Below are 18,778 nucleotides of genomic sequence, written 5' to 3' on the forward strand. Positions count from 1 at the left end.
CACCCCCTACAGTTCAATCTTGGGGTCCAGATAAGTGTAGAGTATATCTACCAAAAGGTTTGCTATGACAAAAGTAAAGGCATAAAACATTACCACTCCCTGCACCAGTGGATAATCCCTGTCAAATATCGCAGTCACAACAAGCCTGCCTATTCCAGGCCATCCAAAGACATTCTCAACTATCATATTGCCTCCCAAAAGTGCACCCACTTCCATGCCTAATACCGTGACTGTCGGAATCAATGCATTTCTTACAGCATGCTTAAGTATTACTAATTTCTCAGGCACTCCCTTAGCCCTTGCGAAGACTACATAGTCATTTCTTAAGACCTCCAGCATACTGGACCTCATGACTCTTGCCAGAACAGCTGCTAAAGGAGCTGCTAAAGTTAGAGCAGGCAAAAAAAGATGCCTTATACTGCTTAAAAAGGCTTCCCAATCTCCAGCAAGAAGAGAATCAATAGTGTAAAAACCTGTTATTCTAGGTATATGAAGTAGAAAATTTATTCTGCCCTGACTCGGAAGTAAATTTAACTTAGCCGAGAAAATTAGAATGAGTATCAATCCCAGCCAGAAAGAAGGCATTGATATTCCTGTAAAGGATATTGCCATCATACTTCTGTCAATCCAGGAATTCTGCTTGACAGCAGATATAATCCCTATGGGAATACCTATTAAAATCCCGAGGGTTAATGCAGCCAGAGCAAGTTCAATTGTGGCGGGTAAAGTTTCTTTAATAAGTTTAATTACAGGAACTCCCTTTGTTATAGACTTTCCCAAATCTCCCTTTAAAAGATTTGCAAGGAAAATGTAAAGCTGTGTATATATCGGTTTGTCAAGATTAAACTCCTTCTTTAAAAGTTCTATATCCTGCTGTGACACCATGCTTTCTTTTCCCATCATTATGTCAACAGGGTCCCCTGGCGTAAATCTCATAAACACAAACACCGTTATAGCTATTGCTAGCATTATAGGAATTGTGTAAAATACCCTTTTTAAAACCTTAACTTCCCTCATAAAAATTCCCCCATCCACTTTAGAGCAAAAAGGGGTACCCCCTTTTTGCTCATTCAGAAAGCTTTACTCTGTGCATATTTTCTCTGCTGTCCATACTTGGCTTCCAGTTTTCTACATTTTTAGTCGCTGCTTCTACAGTCTTTAAAGAATATCCAAACACCCATGGAGCATCGTCATATATTATCTTCTGAGCCTTGTAGTAAAGCTCTTTTCTTTTAGCATTGTCCGTCTCTTTTGCCGCTTCATCTAAAAGCTTATCAACCTCTTTATTGCTGTAGAAAGAATAGTTTCCTCTTTCACCTGTCTTTAGCTTTGGATTTAAAAAATCAAATGGATCAAGATACGCATTTCCCCAGTCAGTAAGATATAGCTGCCTGGTGCCTTTCTGTATCTCTGACTGCAAAACTCCCCATTCCCAAGTCCTTACAGAAGCTTTTATGCCCATTTTTTCAAGCATGTTAGCTATAGCCAAGGCTTCCTCTTCTCTAAAAGGCTGCGTATCTATGACAACTTTCAAATCAGAAACTCCAGCCTCTTTTAAAAGCTCTTTTGCCTTGTCAGGATTGTACTCATAGGGCTTTAAATCAGTATTTGCAGCAAAAGCATATGGAAGCATTGGCCCTGCAAGTCTTACCCCATAACCTTTGTAAATCTCTTTTACAATAGAATCCATGTCTATTGCATAATTTAAAGCCTGTCTTACCTTTGGATTATCAAAAGGTGGCATTTTGTTATTTATCTCGAGTATATACACCCTTGTCCCCATGTTTTCTTTTACCTGTATGTTTGGATTTTTCTTTAGCCTTTCTATCATGTCAGGCGGGATATACTGAACTATATTTACCTCTCCTTTTTCCAAAGCCGCTATTGCAGTAGAGGGCTCAGGTATCATTCTGAATACAACTCTTTTTAGACTTGGAGGACCAACAGGGGGAATGTCTGGAGAACCACCGTAATATCCATCGTACCTTTCCAAAACTATCTGCTCATCCAATTTCCCAGATACATACTTAAAAGGTCCTGCTCCTATAGGATGCTTTAAAAATTCCTCGTACCCCACTTCTTCATAATATTTTTTTGGTATTATCTGCTGATGAACCAGTGCCTGAAGCAAAACCGGAAAAGGCTCTTTTAGTATAAATCTAACCGTATAGTCATCGATCTTTTTGACATCTTCCACAGGTCCCATCAAGCCTTTTCTTGGAGAAGTTTTCCCTTCAAGTCCCCCCTCTTTTATTATTCTATTAAATGTAAATACGACGTCATCGGCTGTAAGAGGGTCTCCATTTTGAAAAGTCACACCTTTTCTTATTTTAAACTCCCATTCTGTAGGCGATATAACTTCCCAAGACTCTGCTATTTCAGGGACTACTTTTCCATCGTATGTACGCGTCACAAGCCCATCAAATATGTTTCTTATTACTGTCTCAGTCTCTCTATCTCTGTAATCGGCCGGATCCAATGTCACAATGCTGCCCTTATTCAAAGCTATTACAATGGTTCCCCCATCTTTTTCCGAAGTTACTTTCTTAGAGGATGTACATCCCCCTAAAACGAGCAAAAGTGATAAAAGAAGTGCCAAAAGGATAGCAGTTTTTTTCATAATAAAATATACCCCCTTAAATGTAAATTTATGGTAAGGACGGGGGTATAAAAAGGCCGCTGAAATATCCAGCGGTCCTGGATATTTCTCCTTCCCACGCTTGCGAGGTTAGCTGACGGGCTCGGGTCGAAGGAGTAACCCTACTCTTCCCGTAAGAAGAGATTCGCCCCAAAAGTGTGGGTCCCCCGCCCCTTTTCGGGTTCAGCGATAACGATTAAGTTGTTTATTAAATTGTACCATACTTTTACCAGTTAGTCAAACACAGAATATCTCTTCTCTTCTTCAATTTCTATACTTCCAATAAGCCTTATGTCTCTCGAAGAAGAACCAATTCTTACTAGATATTTCCCTCCTTCTAAAAGCCAATCCTTCCCATCAAAACTTGCAAGACTCTTTAGAGGAATCTCTATTTTTATCTCTTGACTCTCTCCCGGATTTAAAAGATGGGTCTTTTCAAAACCTTTCAATTCCTGATAGGGCTTGTCAATTTTACCTTTAGGCGCTTTTATGTATACCTGTGCCACCTCTTTTCCCGGGCAATTGCCAACATTTTTAATTTCAAATTCCACTTGTAAAGCCTCATCTCTTTTCTCGATTCTTAAGCCTTTGTATTCAAATTCCGTGTAAGACAGGCCAAAACCAAACTCATAAGCAACCTCTTTCCCGAAAGTGTCATAATGCCTGTAGCCCACATATATATCTTCTTCATACACTACTCTTTCCGGGTTTTCTTTTGGCTCTCCTGGATAGGTCCATGAAGGCACGTCTTTGTAATCCATCGGAAAAGTAGTAGGCAACTTGCCAGAGGGATTAATTTCCCCAGAGCATATATCTGCAGCCACATACCCTGCTTCTTGACCCGGCTGCCACAAAAGAAGTATTCCGTCTACAAAATCTCTCCAACTTGCCACCTCTATAACTCCTCCTATATTAAGCATGACGCAGACTTTTTTCCCCTTCAAGTGAAAAGCCCTAGAGACTTTTATTATGAGATTCTTTTCATCTTGTGTAAGGTAGTAATAAGAATAAGGTATGACGCGGGATAAAGCTTCTTCATCTTTTACCCATTCAGAGGTAGGAATTGGATAACCTTCTCCCAGAGCCCTATCTATCCCCTCACTCGAACTTCTCGTTATCACTATAATTCCTACCTCATTCCTTTCGGCAATTCTCTCTAATTCTATTTCATCGAACCAGTCCTCTGGAAGCTTCGGAAGAAGCCAATTTCCAAAAGCCTTCGTAGGCTTATATTCATCCTGCCTCATCTTTTTTACCTTCTCTTCATATGTCGCCGCTAACTCCTCGTCTACGCTTAAGCCTCTTTTTCTAAAACCCTCCAATATGCTAACCACATATTTAGGATTGGTATTTCCACTCCCAAGTCCTCCCTTGAAAGTCTCAATCTGTCCTGTACCAAAAATCGCTAATTTTGCACCCTTGTATAAAGGTAGAACCTTATCATTTTTTAAAAGAACTACTCCTTCTGATGCCGCTTCATAAGAAATCTTTGCATTCTTTTCCAAATCCGGCTTATCAGAATAGGGGTGCTTTTTAAAAGAAATAGTATTTGTTAAAACTTTTAAAATTCTTCTAACCCTTTCATTTATAATCTCTTCCGTTATGAGTCCCTTCTCAAGAGCTTCCTTTATCTCCTCGATATCCCTTTTTCGTTCCGGATACCTTTGCTGGCTTTCCCCAGGCATGATAAGGTCATTTCCAGCTTTTATTTGACAAGAAGCACTGTCCCCCGCGTACCAATCGCTCATTACAAACCCTTCAAATTTCCACTCTTCTTTCAAAACCTCAGTCAAAAGCCACTCATTTTGCGAAGCGTGATAACCGTTTAGTTTGTTATAGGCGCTCATTACCGTCCAGGGTTTGGCTTTTTTAATTGCTATTTCAAACCCTTTTAAATATATTTCCCGCAAAGCTCTCTCAGATATTATCGTATCAATCGTGTACCTTTTCGTTTCCTGTTCGTTTCCTGCAAAATGCTTGAGACAAGCCCCAACCCCTTGACTCTGAACCCCCTCTACGAAACTAGCCGCCATTTCCCCAGTAAGAAAAGGGTCTTCTGAATAGTACTCAAAATTTCTGCCGCACAACGGATTTCGATGTATGTTCATTCCGGGAGCCAGCAGGAAATCCACTCCATACTCTTTTGCTTCTTCTCCCATGGCTTCTCCAACTTTCCGTGCCATTTCTCTATTCCAGGTAGAAGCTATCATAACAGCTACAGGAAAAGCAGTAGCATTTTTCTCGATCCTCAATCCTGCAGGGCCATCGGCATGAACCGTAGGCGGAATCCCAAGTCTTTTTATCTCCCTTGTCTCTCCAGCAGCCCCTCTCACTCTGGAAGGAGGGTTGCCAAACTCTCCAGGTGTACCTATCCCTACCAACAAACTAATTTTTTCATCGATAGTCATTTCTGAAATTATCCTATCAATATCCACTACTAATCCCCCTTTTGATAACGAATTCTTGCCTTACATAGATTTTACTATAGCCTAGATTTCAAGTCAAAAAATTTTTAACAGTCTTTTCGGCTGGGAATTGTGATATAATTATTTTGTGAAAACAAATAAAAAAAGGAGTAGAAAGTCGTGACAAAGAGCCTTAAACTTCGCACTTTTTTTCTTTTTGTATTTTTTCTAATCCTTTTTTCCATACTTATAGGAAGGCTTGTGTGGATACAGGTAATAAACGCTGAAAAGCTCTCCCTTGCCGTAGAAAGACAGACAACAGCGGACATAATAATAAGGCCGCAGAGAGGAAATATCTACGATGTAAACGGCAATATACTCGCCTGCAATATACCTGCTGCGGATGTATACGCTTCTCCAAAATACATAAAAGACCCCGAGAAGGCTTCAGAAGAACTGTCAAAATATTTATCTATCAGCAAAGAAGCCCTCTTCAAGGTTTTATCTAAAAAAGATTTGGAATGGACAGTGCTTGAAAGATTTGTTCCAATGGAAAAAGCTTTATCTATAAAAAAGCTTAACATTTCTGGAATATACGTAGAGAATACTTCTATGAGAAACTATCCAAATGGCACAATGTTATCTCAAGTCCTTGGTTTTACTGGGGTTGACGGATACGGCCTTTATGGACTAGAATACTCTCTTGACAAATATTTAAGCGGTGTCCCTGGAAGAGAAATATCCTTAGTAGACAGAGAAGGACATAAAATAGGAATACCATCAGAATATCACAAACCGAAAGAGGGGGAAGATGTAGTTTTAACCATCGATTCCGTCATTCAAGCTTATGCAGAGAGAGCCATTAAAAAAGCCTATGAAAAGTACAAACCAGAAGATGGAATAACTGCAATTGTCATGAATCCAAAGACAGGAGAAATCCTGGCAATGGCAAACCTTCCTGACTTTGACCCCAATGACCCACAGAAAGTTCCATCTCAGGAATACTGGGCAAATCCAGCTGTATCCAGCATTTACGAGCCTGGTTCTGTATTTAAAGTAATAACAGCGGCAGCGGCGCTGGACTCCGCCGTGGTAACCCCTGAAGAGCAATTCTTTGACCCAGGGTATTATGAAGTGTCTGGCAAAAAAATTAGAAGCTGGACGGTCCTTGGAAATATAACTTTTGCTCAAGCCATAGAAAAATCGAGTGATACAGTCTTTATGCAAATCGCCGAAAGATTGGGTTTGGATACTTTTTACAAATACATATATGCTTTTGGCTTCGGCAGCCCCACAGGAATTGAACTTCCTGGAGAAGCAGAAGGAATGATTTTACCTAAGGATAAAGTGTATCCTGTTGATTTTGCCACCATGTCCTTTGGACAGGGAATTGCAGTAACCCCCATTCAGATGATTACAGCCTTCTCAGCAGTTATAAACGGCGGAGACCTCATGTACCCGCACATTGTAAAATACATTAAAAATGAAGGCAAGATTATAAAGGAATTTAAGCCTCAAGCAGTAAGACAAGTAATATCTAAAAAGACTTCCGACATTCTAAGGGACATATTAGAAAAAACAGTGACAGAGGGAACCGGACAATTGGCTCAGGTCCCCGGTTACAGAGTTGGCGGCAAAACTGGCACTACAGAAAATTACCAGAAAGGGAAATACACTGCTTCTTTTGCAGGTTTTGCTCCTGTAGAAAATCCAAAAATAGCGGTCCTTGTCATAGTAAAAAATCCGACGCAAGGTGGACATATGGGAGGAGAGGTAGCTGCTCCAATAGCCCAGGAAATATTGAAAGACACGCTCTCTTATTATGAGGCAGTAAGAAAATAGTTTATTCTTTAACTTTTTTTTCTATTTCTGTGATGACATCATAAGCATTCTTTCCCTCCCTAATCCCCTCTCTCACCTCTTCAATAATAACATTATTTATTTTCTCCCACCCCTTAACAATAGGTGGTAATTCTGTATATTTCACTGCCTCCTCAATCTTTTTCATTTTTTCGTCCTCGATCTTAAATTCTTTTTGTGCAGGTATATAGCCTAATTTCAACACTTCTTCTCTATCTTGAACAATGAATTTTATGAATTTGTATTCCATCTCTAATTTTTTCGGGTCTTCCTCTCTTTTTATTCCATACCCATATACTTTTGGAGAAATTGTGAGAGGGACGCCACTTTCCCCCGTAGGATAAAAAGCCACATAAAACTCAAATAATTTGCCCTTTTTAAACAGATTGCTAAGCTCAGCAATCCTGAAACTTTCTTCCACTAATGCAGCTGTATTTTTTCGCAAAGTAAACTCATCCCACAGTTTTTTTCTATCTCCCTCAAGTGAAACTGGATTTATCACGCTGTATCTTCCAGCCATGTCAAGCACTTTTTGAAGTGAGGAAATCGCCTGTGGCCCAAAAAAAGCGTATTTGCCCTTGTCATAAGCTTTTCCCCCGTCTAGCATTAAAAAACCCCAGAGGCTGTAAGTTCCATTAAAAAGTGGTAGACCCAATCCAAATACAGGTTTTTTATCACTCTTTTTTGTGACCTTTATCATACTATTTAAAAATTCTTCATAATTCCAATATCCCTTTTCAGGCAGGCTTATCTCCTTATCTTCAAATATTTCTCTGTCTATAAAAATCACATTTGTGTACATACCCAAAGGCAGTCCGTATATGTCTTCTTTTAAAGACAGGGCTTTTAATGCCTCTTCATTGTATTCATTTTTCCCTTTTGATACAAAATTTGTAATAGGCTGTAAAAAATCTTTGTATAACCACACAAGTTCCAGATTAACTGGAAATATATCTGGAAGAACTCCTTTTGAAAAGGCCTCTTTTAACCTTTCTATTCCATCCTCCTCTGAAAGAGGCTCAAAATCTATCACAACTCCGGGATATTTATTCTGAAAAGCCTGTATCTTCTTCTTTATAAATTTAAATCCGAATAAATCTTCTTCTGATGGATGCGGAAAATCCCAAAAAGTTATTATCCCTCTAAAATTTTCCTCAATCTCTTTTTCTTCGAGCTCTCCTTTTTTGTAGGCATTCATGTGAAAAGGCCAATATATCAAAAATAAAAAAATCATAAAGTATAAAAGCCATAAAAGTGCTTTTTTCACGTTATACCACCTCATAATAATATATTCCTGAACATCTTATCAAATAACTAAAAAAAGCAGGGATATTCCTCCCTGCCTTTCATTTATATTTTCAATCCGGCTTTTCTCCAGTCTTCTTTGAACCTCTCAATCCCTATATCCGTCAATGGATGCTTCACCATTTGCATCAGTACTTTATAAGGAACCGTAGCAATATGTGCTCCCATTTTGGCCGCCTCGAGCACGTGAATAGGATGTCTTACACTGGCGGTTATTATTTCAGATTTTATATCGTAGTTTGTAAATATAGTGACTATATCTTCAATTATCTGCATTCCATCGGTATTTATATCATCAAGCCTTCCAACAAAGGGACTTACATAGGTAGCTCCGGCTAATGCCGCAAGAAGTGCCTGATTAGCAGAAAATATAAGGGTAACATTCGTCTTAATACCTTCTTTTGAAAGGATGTTGACTGCTTTTAACCCCTCTGCAGTCATAGGTATTTTTATTACTATGTTTTTATGTATTTTTGCAAGCTCCCTTGCTTCTTTCACCATTCCGTCATGGTCGTCGCTTATAACTTCTGCACTTATAGGCCCGTCCACGATTTCCGTTATTTCTTTTATGACATCCTTATACTCTCGCCCTTCCTTTGCTACCAGTGAAGGATTTGTAGTAACCCCGGAAATGACCCCAAGTGAGTAAGCCTCTCGTATCTCCTCTATATTAGCCGTATCAAGAAACAACTTCATAATTCATCCCTCCGAAAAATTATTTGACCTTATCTCTATTATATAACTAACTTTTGAAAATTAAAAGCTTAAAGTATTTTCAATCGAGCCTTTTCTTAAACCTTGCTATTGCAGCAAAAAGCAATAACAATGACATAGCAGTAATGATAATTATTTGATGAAAAAGCAAAGAAACATCAACACCCTTTATAACTATGCCTCTTAATATCACAAGAAAATAGGTAAGGGGAAATATATCTCCTATAGCCCTTACTATTTCTGGCATCTGCTCCCTCGGAAAGATAAACCCGGACAGGATAACGGTAGGCAGTAAGATAAAAAAAGCTCCCTGCATTGCCTGAGTCTGATTTTGAACCACTGTAGAGATCAATATACCTATAGCAAGAGCACATATTATAAAGTCCAGTCCGAGCAAAAGCAAAGCATAAATATTCCCTTTCACTGGAACTTTAAACCAGAAAGTGCTAAGTCCCAAAACCATTAAAAAATCTGCATAACCTATAAACACGTAAGGCAGTAACTTTCCAATCATAAGCTCTGCAGAAGTAATGGGCGTTACCACCAGTTGTTCTATAGTTCCTCTCTCTTTTTCCCTTACAAGAGCAAAAGCAGTGAGAATGATAGTTATATTCTGCATTACCAGTCCTAAAAGTCCTGGTATGGTAAATACTTGCGTATTAAGTTCTGGATTATATTCCACCACGCTGGCCAAGTCCACTCCGAAACTTGGTATCTTCATTCCTTTAGAACTCATCTCTTCTTTTAACAAAGAATTTGAAAAAGATTGGGATACCATTATCCCACTCGATAGAGCAGTCCTTGCAGTAGTAGGGTCTGATCCATCTATCTTTAAAAAGGGTTTCACAACCTTCTCTTTATAATGGGAAAAATCGGGTGGAATTATGAGCCCTGCTCTTACTTTTCCCTCATCTAAAAGCCTGTTTAACTCTCCCACATTTTCCACATACACATCGGGATTAAAGTAGAGAGAATTTTGAAAAGCTTGTATGTATTCGCGGCTTTCGTGTGAATTGCTCAAATCCAGAACCGCCATAGGTATGTGATCCACCTCTGTAGCAACGGCATAACCAAAGAGCAAGAGCATAGTAAGAGGCATTATAAAGGATATTACAAGACTCACCTTATCTCTTTTTATGTGTATTATCTCTTTCCTCATAACTGCAAAAAGCCTATTAAGCTTCATCTTCCATCATCCTCACATATTTAATAAAGACTTCTTCCAGAGAAGAAAGACCGTGCTGTTCTTTTATTTCCTTTGGACTCCCAAAGGCCATAAGTTTCCCATTCAACATAAAAGCTGTAAGGTCACAATTCTCTGCTTCTTCCATATAATGAGTAGTTACAAGGACGGACATCCCTTGACCTGACAAACCCTTTATCATATCCCAAAATATCTTTCTCGATAAAGGATCTACACCAGATGTCGGTTCATCTAATATAAGAAGCTTTGGACCATGTAAAATAGCAGAAGCAAGAGCCAGTTTTTGCTTGAGTCCTCCTGAAAGAGTACCAACGATCTGCTTTTCTCTCCCTTCAAGCCCTAGCATACTCAGAAGTTCTTCCATCCTTTTCTTTATATCCTTTTTACTCAATCCATACACACTTCCATAAAAGATAAGATTTTCAGCCACCGTTAAGTCTTCGTACAAGCTAAACCTCTGTGACATATAACCTATGGACCTTTTTATCTTTTCTGTTTCTTTTTCTATGTCGTAACCCAGCACAAATCCCTTTCCTTCTGTGGGTTTAAGTATTCCACATATCATCCTTATAGTAGTAGATTTTCCAGAGCCATTCGGACCTAAAAGTCCAAAAATCTTATTCGCAGGCACTTTAAGAGTTAAATTGTCTACAGCTACTATTTTGTCAAACCTTTTCGTAAGATTTTTAAGATCTATAGCGTACTCCATCTTTGCCACCTCAATCAATGTAAACATCTGCAAGCATTCCCGGTTTTAAAATTTCAACATCAGACAAAATCTTCACCTTTACTTCAAAAAGTACATCCTCCTTCGTAGACTTTGTAACAGTGTTCTTAGGAGTAAACTGTCCCTCCGAAGCAATGTACACTATTTTGCCTTTTATCGGTTTATCAACAAAATTCACTTTTATGCTCACTTCTTTCCCGATATTCAATTTATAAAGTTGCTTCTCCGGTATGTATATTTTCACAAATAGATTATGAAGGTCCGCTACCTGCCCTATAAGACCTCCTGCCAATACAACTTCGCCGGGTCTGACATAAACTGCTGTCACGGTACCATCTATAGGAGAAAGAATATTCCCCTTCTCCACGGCAATTCTGGCCAGTTGATAATTGGCTTCTGCCTGTTTTAGGGTCCATTCGGCTATCTCAGATTGAGTTTTAGGCCCGTTTTTAACTTGGTCATATTTTATCTTAGCAATCTCTAAATTAGCCTTTGCAATCTTTTCCTGTTCCAAGTATTGTGATACATCTAAAGAAGCTATCTTATCACCTTTCTTTACATTATCTCCTTCTTCTACGTATACCTCCTCTACTCTTCCAGACAGCTCTCCCTGCACAGAATAGTAAGATGCTTCTATTACCCCCGTAAAAAACTCCTTTTCTTCTTTTGAACTACAACCTGCTGTAATTAAAAGCAGTATAGAGACCGCCAAAACATAAAGAAACTTTTTCACATTCCCACCTCTCTTCTTTTTATACCTTTTATTATATTTTCAGCCAAAATAGCTGTCAATCTTTAAAAAAACTGTTCTAAGGAGTATAATATTGTTAACATAACTTTTGAGGAGGGGAAACGATGAAATACAATCTTTCAGCAGATCACCATATATTTGCTTTTTCTAAAGAAAATAGACCTGCCATTTACATCAAAAGTGGAGACCAAATAGAAGTTGAAACAATGGACTGCTTCTCCAATCAAATTCAATCTAATGAGGACAAACTTGATAAGATGGACTGGAACAGAGTAAATCCTGCTACAGGTCCAATTTTTGTAGAAGGCGCGAAAGAAGGAGATGTACTTAAAGTTAAAATCAAGAAAATTGAAGTAGCAGAAAAAGGCGTTCTGGCAACAGGGAAAGGTCTAGGCGTATTGGGGAATTTAATGGAAGACCTGTATTCCAAAGTAGTAAATATAAAAGAGGGCAAGGTAATATTTAATGAAAAACTATCTCTTCCGGTAAAGCCAATGATAGGAGTAATAGGAGTTGCTCCAAAGGAGGGAAGCATTAACTGCGGAACGCCAGGGTCCCACGGAGGAAATATGGACACCATCTTAATAACTGAGGGAGCGGAAGTTTACTTCCCAGTATTCGTGGAAGGTGCTTTGCTTGCATTGGGAGACCTACACGCTTTAATGGGGGATGGAGAAGTAGGCGTGTCAGGTGTAGAAGTTGCTGGAAAAGTACTTTTAGAAGTAGAAGTCATAAAGGAATTTAATCTTAAAAATCCCGTTGTAAAAACTGCTGAAGTAACAGCCACCATTGCCTCAGCCGAATCCTTAGACAGAGCAGTGGAAATAGCTGTACACGACATGGCAGAACTTTTTAAAAAGCACACAGACCTTTCTATCGAAGAAATAGCCACTCTCTTTAGCATAGCAGGAAATGCACAAATATCACAGGTAGTTGACCCTCTAAAAACAGCTCGTTTTAGCCTCCCCAACTGGATAATGGAATCCTATGGCATAAAATTATGAGGAGAGAAAGAAGATGATATTAGAAGAAATAGTAAAGCTAGAAAATGTTACTAAAAAACTCGGAAGAAGGCTAACACTGGATAATATAAATCTTACAGTAAAAGAGGGAGAAAAAGTCTGCATACTTGGACCCAAAAATTCTGGGAAAACGGCTCTTGTAGAAATAATTCTGGGAATATTAAAACCGGATGAAGGCTTCGTGTCTGTTTTAGGAACTGACCCTTACACTAATTCTTCTCCTCTTTTGGGTCAAGCAAGTGTTTATTATCAGAAAAACTCTTTTCCCCTTCATTGGAGAGTCAAGCAGATAATAAATTTTAAAAAACAGCTCTGGGGTGAGGAAAATTCTCAACACATATTTGCCGCACTGGATATTTCAAATATGAAAAATACCACTGCAGGAAAACTAAGTGAAGAAGAAAGAGCAAAACTTAATCTCTTTTTCGCTTTAACTCAAAAAGCTAAACTCATAGTACTAGATGACCCATGGGCAAATAGCTTAAATTTTGATTTAGAAAATATAATAAAAAACTTCCCTCACACCTCTTTTATAATTACTTCTAAATCTCCAGAACCTATATATGATATAGCCGATAAAATATACATACTTCATGAAGGGAAGATTAAAAAAGCTATTACAAAACATGGCTACTCATCGCTAGAAAAATTAAAAAGTCTGTACAGTCAATATGCACCTGAAGACTAAATATGAGGGAGTGTATGAGGTGAAAATAAGGACTGATGCATTAAAATTTGTCTTTTCAACCACCCTTTCTTCTGAAATTAGAAGATTCTCCTCTATCTTTCAGGTTTTTCTTCTGATGCTCATTGGCTTTTATGCAGGAGCAAAGGGTGAAAAAATATATCCTGATTTTGGAACTCTATGGAACATATTTTCTTCCATTATGGCTCTTTATCTGGCCACCCTTTTCTGGGAGGGAACAGCTTTAAGAGAAAGACAATCTGGCTGGATAAGGCTTATGCTATCTTTTGGCATATCTCCCCATGAGGTGTGGATAGGAAAAAGCTTTGCATCTTCATTCCTTGGAAGTATATCTTATATTGCAATACTAATAAGCTTTCTAATAGGATACAAGGTAAATCCTACATGGGGATTAGTTCCTCTACCTTGGGCACCACTGTTTTTAGGTTTTTTCATAATGATTTCTCTTTCTTTTTTCCTATGCGCCGTAGGACTTTCAGTAGCAGGCACATCAATGGCCCTCACAATAAGCTACACTCTCTTCTTTGGCCTTTTATTTGGCCTTTACATAAGCTTCAAAAGGTCAGAAAGCATTTTGCTGCTCTTCTTACTTTTCCTTCTGCTCTTTCTTTTCTCTTTTCTTGTAGCAAAAAAATTTGAAAAAGAAAAAATGGCATTTATATACTAAAAAGGGAAGCCCGCTTCCTCAGGCTTCCCTTTGCTTTTACTTTTGATTCTCTTTCCCAATATAGTATCCTGTACCTTCCTTCGAATGTTTGTACCCATAGCTAAAATAGATAATAAGGCCTATTATAAGCCATACGGTGAATCTTATAAACGTCACAACAGGAAGGCTTGCAATAAGTGCCAAAGAACCGATTATTCCAATAGGCCCAATAACCCATATAGCTGGAACCTTGAATATCCTCTTCCTCTCTGGATCTGTATACCTCATCACCATTACGCTTATGGTAACCAGTGTAAAGGCAGTGAGGCCTCCTATATTAGCAAGCTCTGCCAGTTCGCTTATTGAGAGGAAACCTGCAAATATTATGGCAGCTGTGTAAATCACATAAGCAGCATTTCTTGGGACTCTCCGGGTGGGATGCACAAAAGCAAACCATTCAGGGAGCAATCCATCGCGCCCCATAGCAAAAAGTATTCGGCTCGCACTCAAAGAGTTCCCCAGCATAGTAGCGATGAGCCCAAACAACACGCTTATTGATATAAGCGCTCCACCCCAAGGAATTCCCACCTGCATCAACACAAATGCAGCAGGGTTTGGAACATCAAGCTTTGTCCAGTGAACCATTCCAGTGATAACCGCAGACATTGCCACATAGAAGAGAGCGCACAGGCTTATCCCGCCTATCAAAGCTACAGGTATATCCCTTTCAGGCCTTTTCACTTCCTCTAAAAGAGAAGTTATTCCGTCAAATCCTGTATATGCAAAGAAGGTAAGGGCTGCTCCAGTCATAATACCTGCAATGCCGTAAGGAGCAAACGGTGTTGTCCAGTTTTCTAACTTTATATGGAATACTCCAACTGTAAGCACAAACAGGATGGCAAACACCTTTGCCGTAGTAAATAAAGCATTTGCTATACCAGAAGCCCTAATCCCCGTGAGAGCAATCCATGCAACGATCAAAAGCCCTAAAATAGCTGGTAGATTAACTATTCCACCGTGAGTTATGTCGTGTGAAATCGCTGTAGGCAAAGTAATCCCAAAAATCGTCTCCAAGAAAGAATTAAAATATCCTCCCCATCCTACTGCAACCGTAGACGCAATCATAGTAAACTCAAATATCAGGTCCCATCCAACAATCCAAGCAAGAATCTCTCCCAAAGCTACATAAGAATAAGTATAGGCACTTCCAGCGACAGGCACCATTGAAGCAAACTCTGTATAGGCAAGAGCTACTGCGATAGTAACTACACCGCCTAAAGCGTAAGAGATCATTACTGCAGGACCCGCAAATTTAGCAGCAGCTACTCCTGGAAGTACAAAAATTCCCGCCCCAATTGTCGCACCTAAAACGAAGAGCATAAGTTCAAACCAACCAAGCTCCCTCTTGAGGCGGTATTTTTCCTCCTGCGCAAGTTCCATTGCATGTTCAGGAATCTTTTTTCTTAATACACCCTTTGCACCTGAACTTTCTACCATAAGGTTCCCCCCATTTTTATTTTTTTAAAACAAATTTCAATCCCTATAAAAAATTTTTCTAAAACCCCTCCCTTTTTAAAATTTTAAACTTTAAAGTAATATCCTTTTAAATATATTATTTCGCCGAAAAACTAAAAACTCCTCCTTGCTATTTTAACATTTTTTCTCGATATTTTTGCTCAAAATTGTATATAATTTAACAGAATGTGATACACTTTTGTCAAAAAATCTATATCAATAATACTTTAGGCATGAGTCGCATGACTAAAAAATTTTAATAATTCAAAGTTTTAAACTTGAAAATTGCCCTCTGAGATATTATACTCTCCTTTAACTAACTAATTAAGCACAAAATAGACATAAAAGCACGAGGGAGGGAAAATAAAGTGGTCGAAGAAAAAAATAAACAAGAATTAAAACGAGTCCTGGGGACATGGGATTTAGTGGCCTTTGCAATCATGACCATGGTGCCCATTGCGCCCATGGGGATCTACGGCGTAATAGCAGTTGTCAGTCACGGACATGTGCCATTGGCATATACACTTGCTGCTGTCGCCATGTATTTTACTGCCTGGGGATACGCTCAATTTGCCTTAAGATACCCGGAGGCAGGTTCTGTTTATGCATATGTACGCGAATCTGTCGGATTCCACGCAGGTTTTCTAGCAGGATGGTCAATTCTCCTGGATTACATCCTGGTTCCAGCACTTGTCATAATGGTTTCAGCCCTTTGGTTAGAAGCTCTGACTTCTATTTCCATGATATGGTGGGCTTTGCTCTTCATAGTGCTAGCTACTTTTATGAACGTTTTGGGCATTCAACTTACTTCCAGGGCAGCGTGGATACTTTTTGTTTTTGAGCTTTTTGTCCTTATAGCATTCATTATAGTAGCGATATATAAAATCACCACTACTCCTGGTTTAAGCTTTACTCTATCACCGTTTTATAATCCAAATGACTTTAGCCTTCACGCAGTCTTAGCGGGAACTTCTATTGCTGTTTTAAGTTTCTTAGGGTTTGATATCATGACCACCCTCGCAGAAGAAACAATAGAAGCCAGAAAAAACGTATCTCGAGCTGTTCGAATAGTAATTCCTCTAGTCGCATTGATGTTTGTGTTGCAGACCTATTTAGGTGCAGTAGTACATCCAGGATATGAATTTGCAGATCCAGACGTGGCTTTCTTTGAAATCACAAAAGAGGTAGGCGGAAACTGGCTTCAGATGCTTGCCGTATTGGGTACCGTGCTAGCCTGGGGAATAGGAGATACTATGGCTGCTCAAGCAGGTATATCAAGAGTTCTTTTCTCTATGGGGCGTCAAGGCCATCTTCCCAAAATTTTTGCGCGCATTCACCCCCAGTATAAAACTCCATATGTAGCTACAATATTTGTCGCCCTTATTACCGGACCTTTAATCTATCTCTTGACTTTAAAAGACATCACTTCATTAGTAAACTTTGGTGCTCTTACTTCTTTCATCGCAATGCATCTCTCTTTAGGCTACATCTTCTTAACAAAAGAAAGAAAACCATTAGCTGTAATTATGCCAGCTATTGGCTTTATTGTTACTGCTGCCGTGTGGTGGGGCTTAGACAAGCTTGCTAAAGAATTAGGATTTATATGGCTTATATTAGGTTTCATTTATTTAGCCATTATTACCCGAGGTTTTCGCGTCAAGACCACTCTGCCCATTGATTGAAAAAGAGGGAACAGATTCTACAAGAGCTGTTCCCTCTTCTTTTAAATAATCGTATTTCTCCCTTCAGGGAAAGTAATAAGTATCAAATTTTTAACTTCCCTGCTAAAACTCAAGAATCTTTCTGTAAATCCTGATTTACTAAATATAATGTAATATTCCTTAGTTTTATTTTTTGCATTTACTTTATTTGCCTTTTGTTTTAGAGAGTAAAATAAATCAATATCCACTTTAGAATTTGTATATTTGCATTCTCCATAGAGAAGAGAGCCAGTTGTTGTATCTATTCCTACAATATCAATTTCATTATTTTTATCCCACCATTTTCCAATTTTGCTTATCTTCAAAGGTAGCTTCCCCTTCTGTGACAATTCCCAAACATATTCCCTGCAGATATCTTCATACACATAGCTTATATGTTCAGTTATAATTCTTTTCTTTATGTTTTCTAAAACAAATTCTACATTATCAAGTTCTAGTTGTTCTTTAAAGGGATAAACAAATTTAAACCAAAAATTCAAAAAATTATCATTAATGAAATATAATCCTTTTTTGCTTTTTTCAGGATATTCTTCTGTTACAGGAGTATCTCTGCGCAGTATATCCAAGTCTATCAGTGTATTTATATATTTTGTTAGTCTTGTCTGAGGAACGGAAAGGGTTTGAGCTATTTGTTGAAGTTTATGATTGCCAAAAGAAATACTTTTAATTAGAGAAAAATAAGTACCAATGTCTTGAATTTCCCTTTCAAGCAAAAACAAAGGCTCTTCATATAAAAAACTCTGCTTATTTAGTACATTCTCTTTTATAGCTTCAAAAATATCTCCTTTGTAATTAAATACCTCCAGATACTTTGGAACTCCACCCAATATAGCGTAAAGCCAAATAAGCTCATTCTCTGTCGACTGCGGAAAAAATTCTTTCAAAGATTTAAATTTTAGTGGTTTTAATTTTATTTGCCCAGTTCTCCTCCCATATAATGGACTTGAATAATTTAAAACATGCTGTTCCATCATATTTACTAATGAGCCACAAACAATAAAAAAGATATTCTTTCCTTTTAACTTTTCATCCCATATCTTCTGCAAAATTGATGGAAAAGATGGATTTACTTTGCAAAGATATTGAAATTCATCAATAACTATGACTAGCTTTTCATTTGTCGTATTATTAGCTATAAATTCAAAAATTTCATCCCACATAATGTTTTGTGCTTTTTCTAGTAAGCTATTATTAAAAAACCTTGCCACCAAAGTCTTGAAATTATTAATATTTTGACTTTCTATTTCTTCAGTTGCTAAAAAATATATGGCTTTTTTGTCTTTTATAAACTCCTTAATGAGTGCAGTTTTGCCTACTCTTCGCCTTCCATAAATAACAACAAAAGATGACCCCTCTCTAGAGAATTGAGTTTCTAGAAATTGAATTTCAGCTTCTCTATTAACAAATTTTTTCATGATTTTTCACCTCAATATTATTATACCACAAATTATTATACTTAAAAGTATAATAATTGCAGACTGTTGACAAAATATCGGGAACCCGTTATTGTATAATGATACCAGAAAACTAGACAGACAAAAAGTCAAAAATAAGTTAGAATATA

At 38.1% G+C, this 18,778-nt stretch carries 15 protein-coding genes and 1 riboswitch; of the genes, 5 read left to right on the forward strand and 10 right to left on the reverse strand.

Annotated features, from left to right (window positions below; all coding sequences use genetic code 11):
• Positions 1–6 precede the first annotated feature (6 nt).
• The 3 genes from ACPLVE_RS05420 to ACPLVE_RS05430 form a co-directional block, all read right to left on the reverse strand.
• On the reverse strand, positions 7–1,017 hold the full coding sequence (locus tag ACPLVE_RS05420; protein WP_424610510.1) for an ABC transporter permease: 1,011 nt from the start codon (positions 1,015–1,017) through the stop codon (positions 7–9).
• Positions 1,018–1,066: 49 nt separating this feature from the next.
• Positions 1,067–2,620 carry an ABC transporter substrate-binding protein gene (locus ACPLVE_RS05425; RefSeq protein WP_424610512.1) on the reverse strand — a complete coding sequence of 518 codons (1,554 nt, stop codon included), beginning with the start codon at positions 2,618–2,620 and terminating at the stop codon, positions 1,067–1,069.
• Positions 2,621–2,702: 82 nt separating this feature from the next.
• A riboswitch (cyclic di-AMP (ydaO/yuaA leader) is annotated at positions 2,703–2,837 on the reverse strand.
• 34 nt (positions 2,838–2,871) lie between these two features.
• Positions 2,872–5,046 (reverse strand): beta-glucosidase family protein, encoded by a 2,175-nt coding sequence (locus tag ACPLVE_RS05430; protein ID WP_424610536.1) that lies wholly within the window; start codon positions 5,044–5,046, stop codon positions 2,872–2,874.
• A 177-nt stretch (positions 5,047–5,223) separates the two neighbouring features.
• Here ACPLVE_RS05430 and ACPLVE_RS05435 point away from each other — a divergent pair, with 177 nt between their 5' ends.
• The gene (locus ACPLVE_RS05435; protein WP_424610514.1) at positions 5,224–6,885 is read left to right on the forward strand and encodes a peptidoglycan D,D-transpeptidase FtsI family protein; all 1,662 of its coding nucleotides are present in this window, start codon (positions 5,224–5,226) and stop codon (positions 6,883–6,885) included.
• Position 6,886: 1 nt separating this feature from the next.
• Here ACPLVE_RS05435 and ACPLVE_RS05440 read toward each other — a convergent pair whose 3' ends face one another.
• From ACPLVE_RS05440 to ACPLVE_RS05460, 5 genes are all read right to left on the reverse strand, one after another.
• Positions 6,887–8,170: an ABC transporter substrate-binding protein gene (locus ACPLVE_RS05440; protein ID WP_424610516.1), complete on the reverse strand. Its 1,284-nt coding sequence runs from the start codon at positions 8,168–8,170 to the stop codon at positions 6,887–6,889.
• A gap of 83 nt (positions 8,171–8,253) precedes the next feature.
• On the reverse strand, positions 8,254–8,904 hold the full coding sequence (gene fsa, locus ACPLVE_RS05445; RefSeq protein ID WP_424610518.1) for a fructose-6-phosphate aldolase: 651 nt from the start codon (positions 8,902–8,904) through the stop codon (positions 8,254–8,256).
• A gap of 79 nt (positions 8,905–8,983) precedes the next feature.
• Positions 8,984–10,108, reverse strand: a complete 1,125-nt coding sequence (locus ACPLVE_RS05450) for an ABC transporter permease (RefSeq protein WP_424610520.1) — start codon at positions 10,106–10,108, stop codon at positions 8,984–8,986.
• Positions 10,098–10,835, reverse strand: coding sequence for an ABC transporter ATP-binding protein (locus tag ACPLVE_RS05455; RefSeq protein ID WP_424610538.1), 738 nt, complete (start codon positions 10,833–10,835; stop codon positions 10,098–10,100). Before ACPLVE_RS05455 ends, ACPLVE_RS05450 begins: the two co-directional genes overlap by 11 nt.
• A gap of 10 nt (positions 10,836–10,845) precedes the next feature.
• Positions 10,846–11,586: an efflux RND transporter periplasmic adaptor subunit gene (locus ACPLVE_RS05460; protein ID WP_424610522.1), complete on the reverse strand. Its 741-nt coding sequence runs from the start codon at positions 11,584–11,586 to the stop codon at positions 10,846–10,848.
• Between the two features lie 122 nt (positions 11,587–11,708).
• On the opposite strand from ACPLVE_RS05460, the gene ACPLVE_RS05465 reads away from it, so the two are divergent.
• The 3 genes from ACPLVE_RS05465 to ACPLVE_RS05475 are packed head-to-tail and all read left to right on the forward strand — an operon-like array spanning position 11,709 to position 13,999.
• On the forward strand, positions 11,709–12,608 hold the full coding sequence (locus tag ACPLVE_RS05465) for an acetamidase/formamidase family protein (protein ID WP_424610523.1): 900 nt from the start codon (positions 11,709–11,711) through the stop codon (positions 12,606–12,608).
• Between the two features lie 13 nt (positions 12,609–12,621).
• Positions 12,622–13,314 (forward strand): ATP-binding cassette domain-containing protein, encoded by a 693-nt coding sequence (locus tag ACPLVE_RS05470; RefSeq protein WP_424610525.1) that lies wholly within the window; start codon positions 12,622–12,624, stop codon positions 13,312–13,314.
• A gap of 19 nt (positions 13,315–13,333) precedes the next feature.
• A complete protein-coding gene (locus ACPLVE_RS05475) occupies positions 13,334–13,999 on the forward strand; it encodes a hypothetical protein (protein WP_424610527.1) in 666 nt (221 codons plus the stop codon).
• Positions 14,000–14,035: 36 nt separating this feature from the next.
• On the opposite strand, the gene ACPLVE_RS05480 is transcribed toward ACPLVE_RS05475, so the two are convergent.
• The gene (locus ACPLVE_RS05480) at positions 14,036–15,475 is read right to left on the reverse strand and encodes an amino acid permease (RefSeq protein WP_424610528.1); all 1,440 of its coding nucleotides are present in this window, start codon (positions 15,473–15,475) and stop codon (positions 14,036–14,038) included.
• 386 nt (positions 15,476–15,861) lie between these two features.
• Between ACPLVE_RS05480 and ACPLVE_RS05485 the strand changes: the two genes are divergently transcribed.
• Complete coding sequence (locus ACPLVE_RS05485) at positions 15,862–17,175, forward strand: APC family permease (RefSeq protein WP_424610530.1); 1,314 nt, start codon at positions 15,862–15,864, stop codon at positions 17,173–17,175.
• A gap of 41 nt (positions 17,176–17,216) precedes the next feature.
• Here ACPLVE_RS05485 and ACPLVE_RS05490 read toward each other — a convergent pair whose 3' ends face one another.
• Positions 17,217–18,629 (reverse strand): ATP-binding protein, encoded by a 1,413-nt coding sequence (locus ACPLVE_RS05490; protein WP_424610531.1) that lies wholly within the window; start codon positions 18,627–18,629, stop codon positions 17,217–17,219.
• Between the last annotated feature and the right edge of the window lie 149 nt (positions 18,630–18,778).

Source organism: Caldanaerobacter sp. (assembly GCF_049701115.1).
Classification (GTDB): domain Bacteria; phylum Bacillota; class Thermoanaerobacteria; order Thermoanaerobacterales; family Thermoanaerobacteraceae; genus Thermoanaerobacter.

Bases quoted from the DNA above. Each gene is read 5' to 3' on its own strand.
- ACPLVE_RS05420 (WP_424610510.1), bottom strand. From the start codon at position 1,017: ATGAGGGAAGTTAAGGTTTTAAAAAGGGTATTTTACACAATTCCTATA.
- ACPLVE_RS05425 (WP_424610512.1), bottom strand. From the start codon at position 2,620: ATGAAAAAAACTGCTATCCTTTTGGCACTTCTTTTATCACTTTTGCTC.
- ACPLVE_RS05430 (WP_424610536.1), bottom strand. From the start codon at position 5,046: ATGACTATCGATGAAAAAATTAGTTTGTTGGTAGGGATAGGTACACCT.
- fsa (WP_424610518.1), bottom strand. From the start codon at position 8,904: ATGAAGTTGTTTCTTGATACGGCTAATATAGAGGAGATACGAGAGGCT.
- ACPLVE_RS05450 (WP_424610520.1), bottom strand. From the start codon at position 10,108: ATGAAGCTTAATAGGCTTTTTGCAGTTATGAGGAAAGAGATAATACAC.
- ACPLVE_RS05455 (WP_424610538.1), bottom strand. From the start codon at position 10,835: ATGGAGTACGCTATAGATCTTAAAAATCTTACGAAAAGGTTTGACAAA.
- ACPLVE_RS05465 (WP_424610523.1), top strand. From the start codon at position 11,709: ATGAAATACAATCTTTCAGCAGATCACCATATATTTGCTTTTTCTAAA.
- ACPLVE_RS05470 (WP_424610525.1), top strand. From the start codon at position 12,622: ATGATATTAGAAGAAATAGTAAAGCTAGAAAATGTTACTAAAAAACTC.
- ACPLVE_RS05480 (WP_424610528.1), bottom strand. From the start codon at position 15,475: ATGGTAGAAAGTTCAGGTGCAAAGGGTGTATTAAGAAAAAAGATTCCT.
- ACPLVE_RS05490 (WP_424610531.1), bottom strand. From the start codon at position 18,629: ATGAAAAAATTTGTTAATAGAGAAGCTGAAATTCAATTTCTAGAAACT.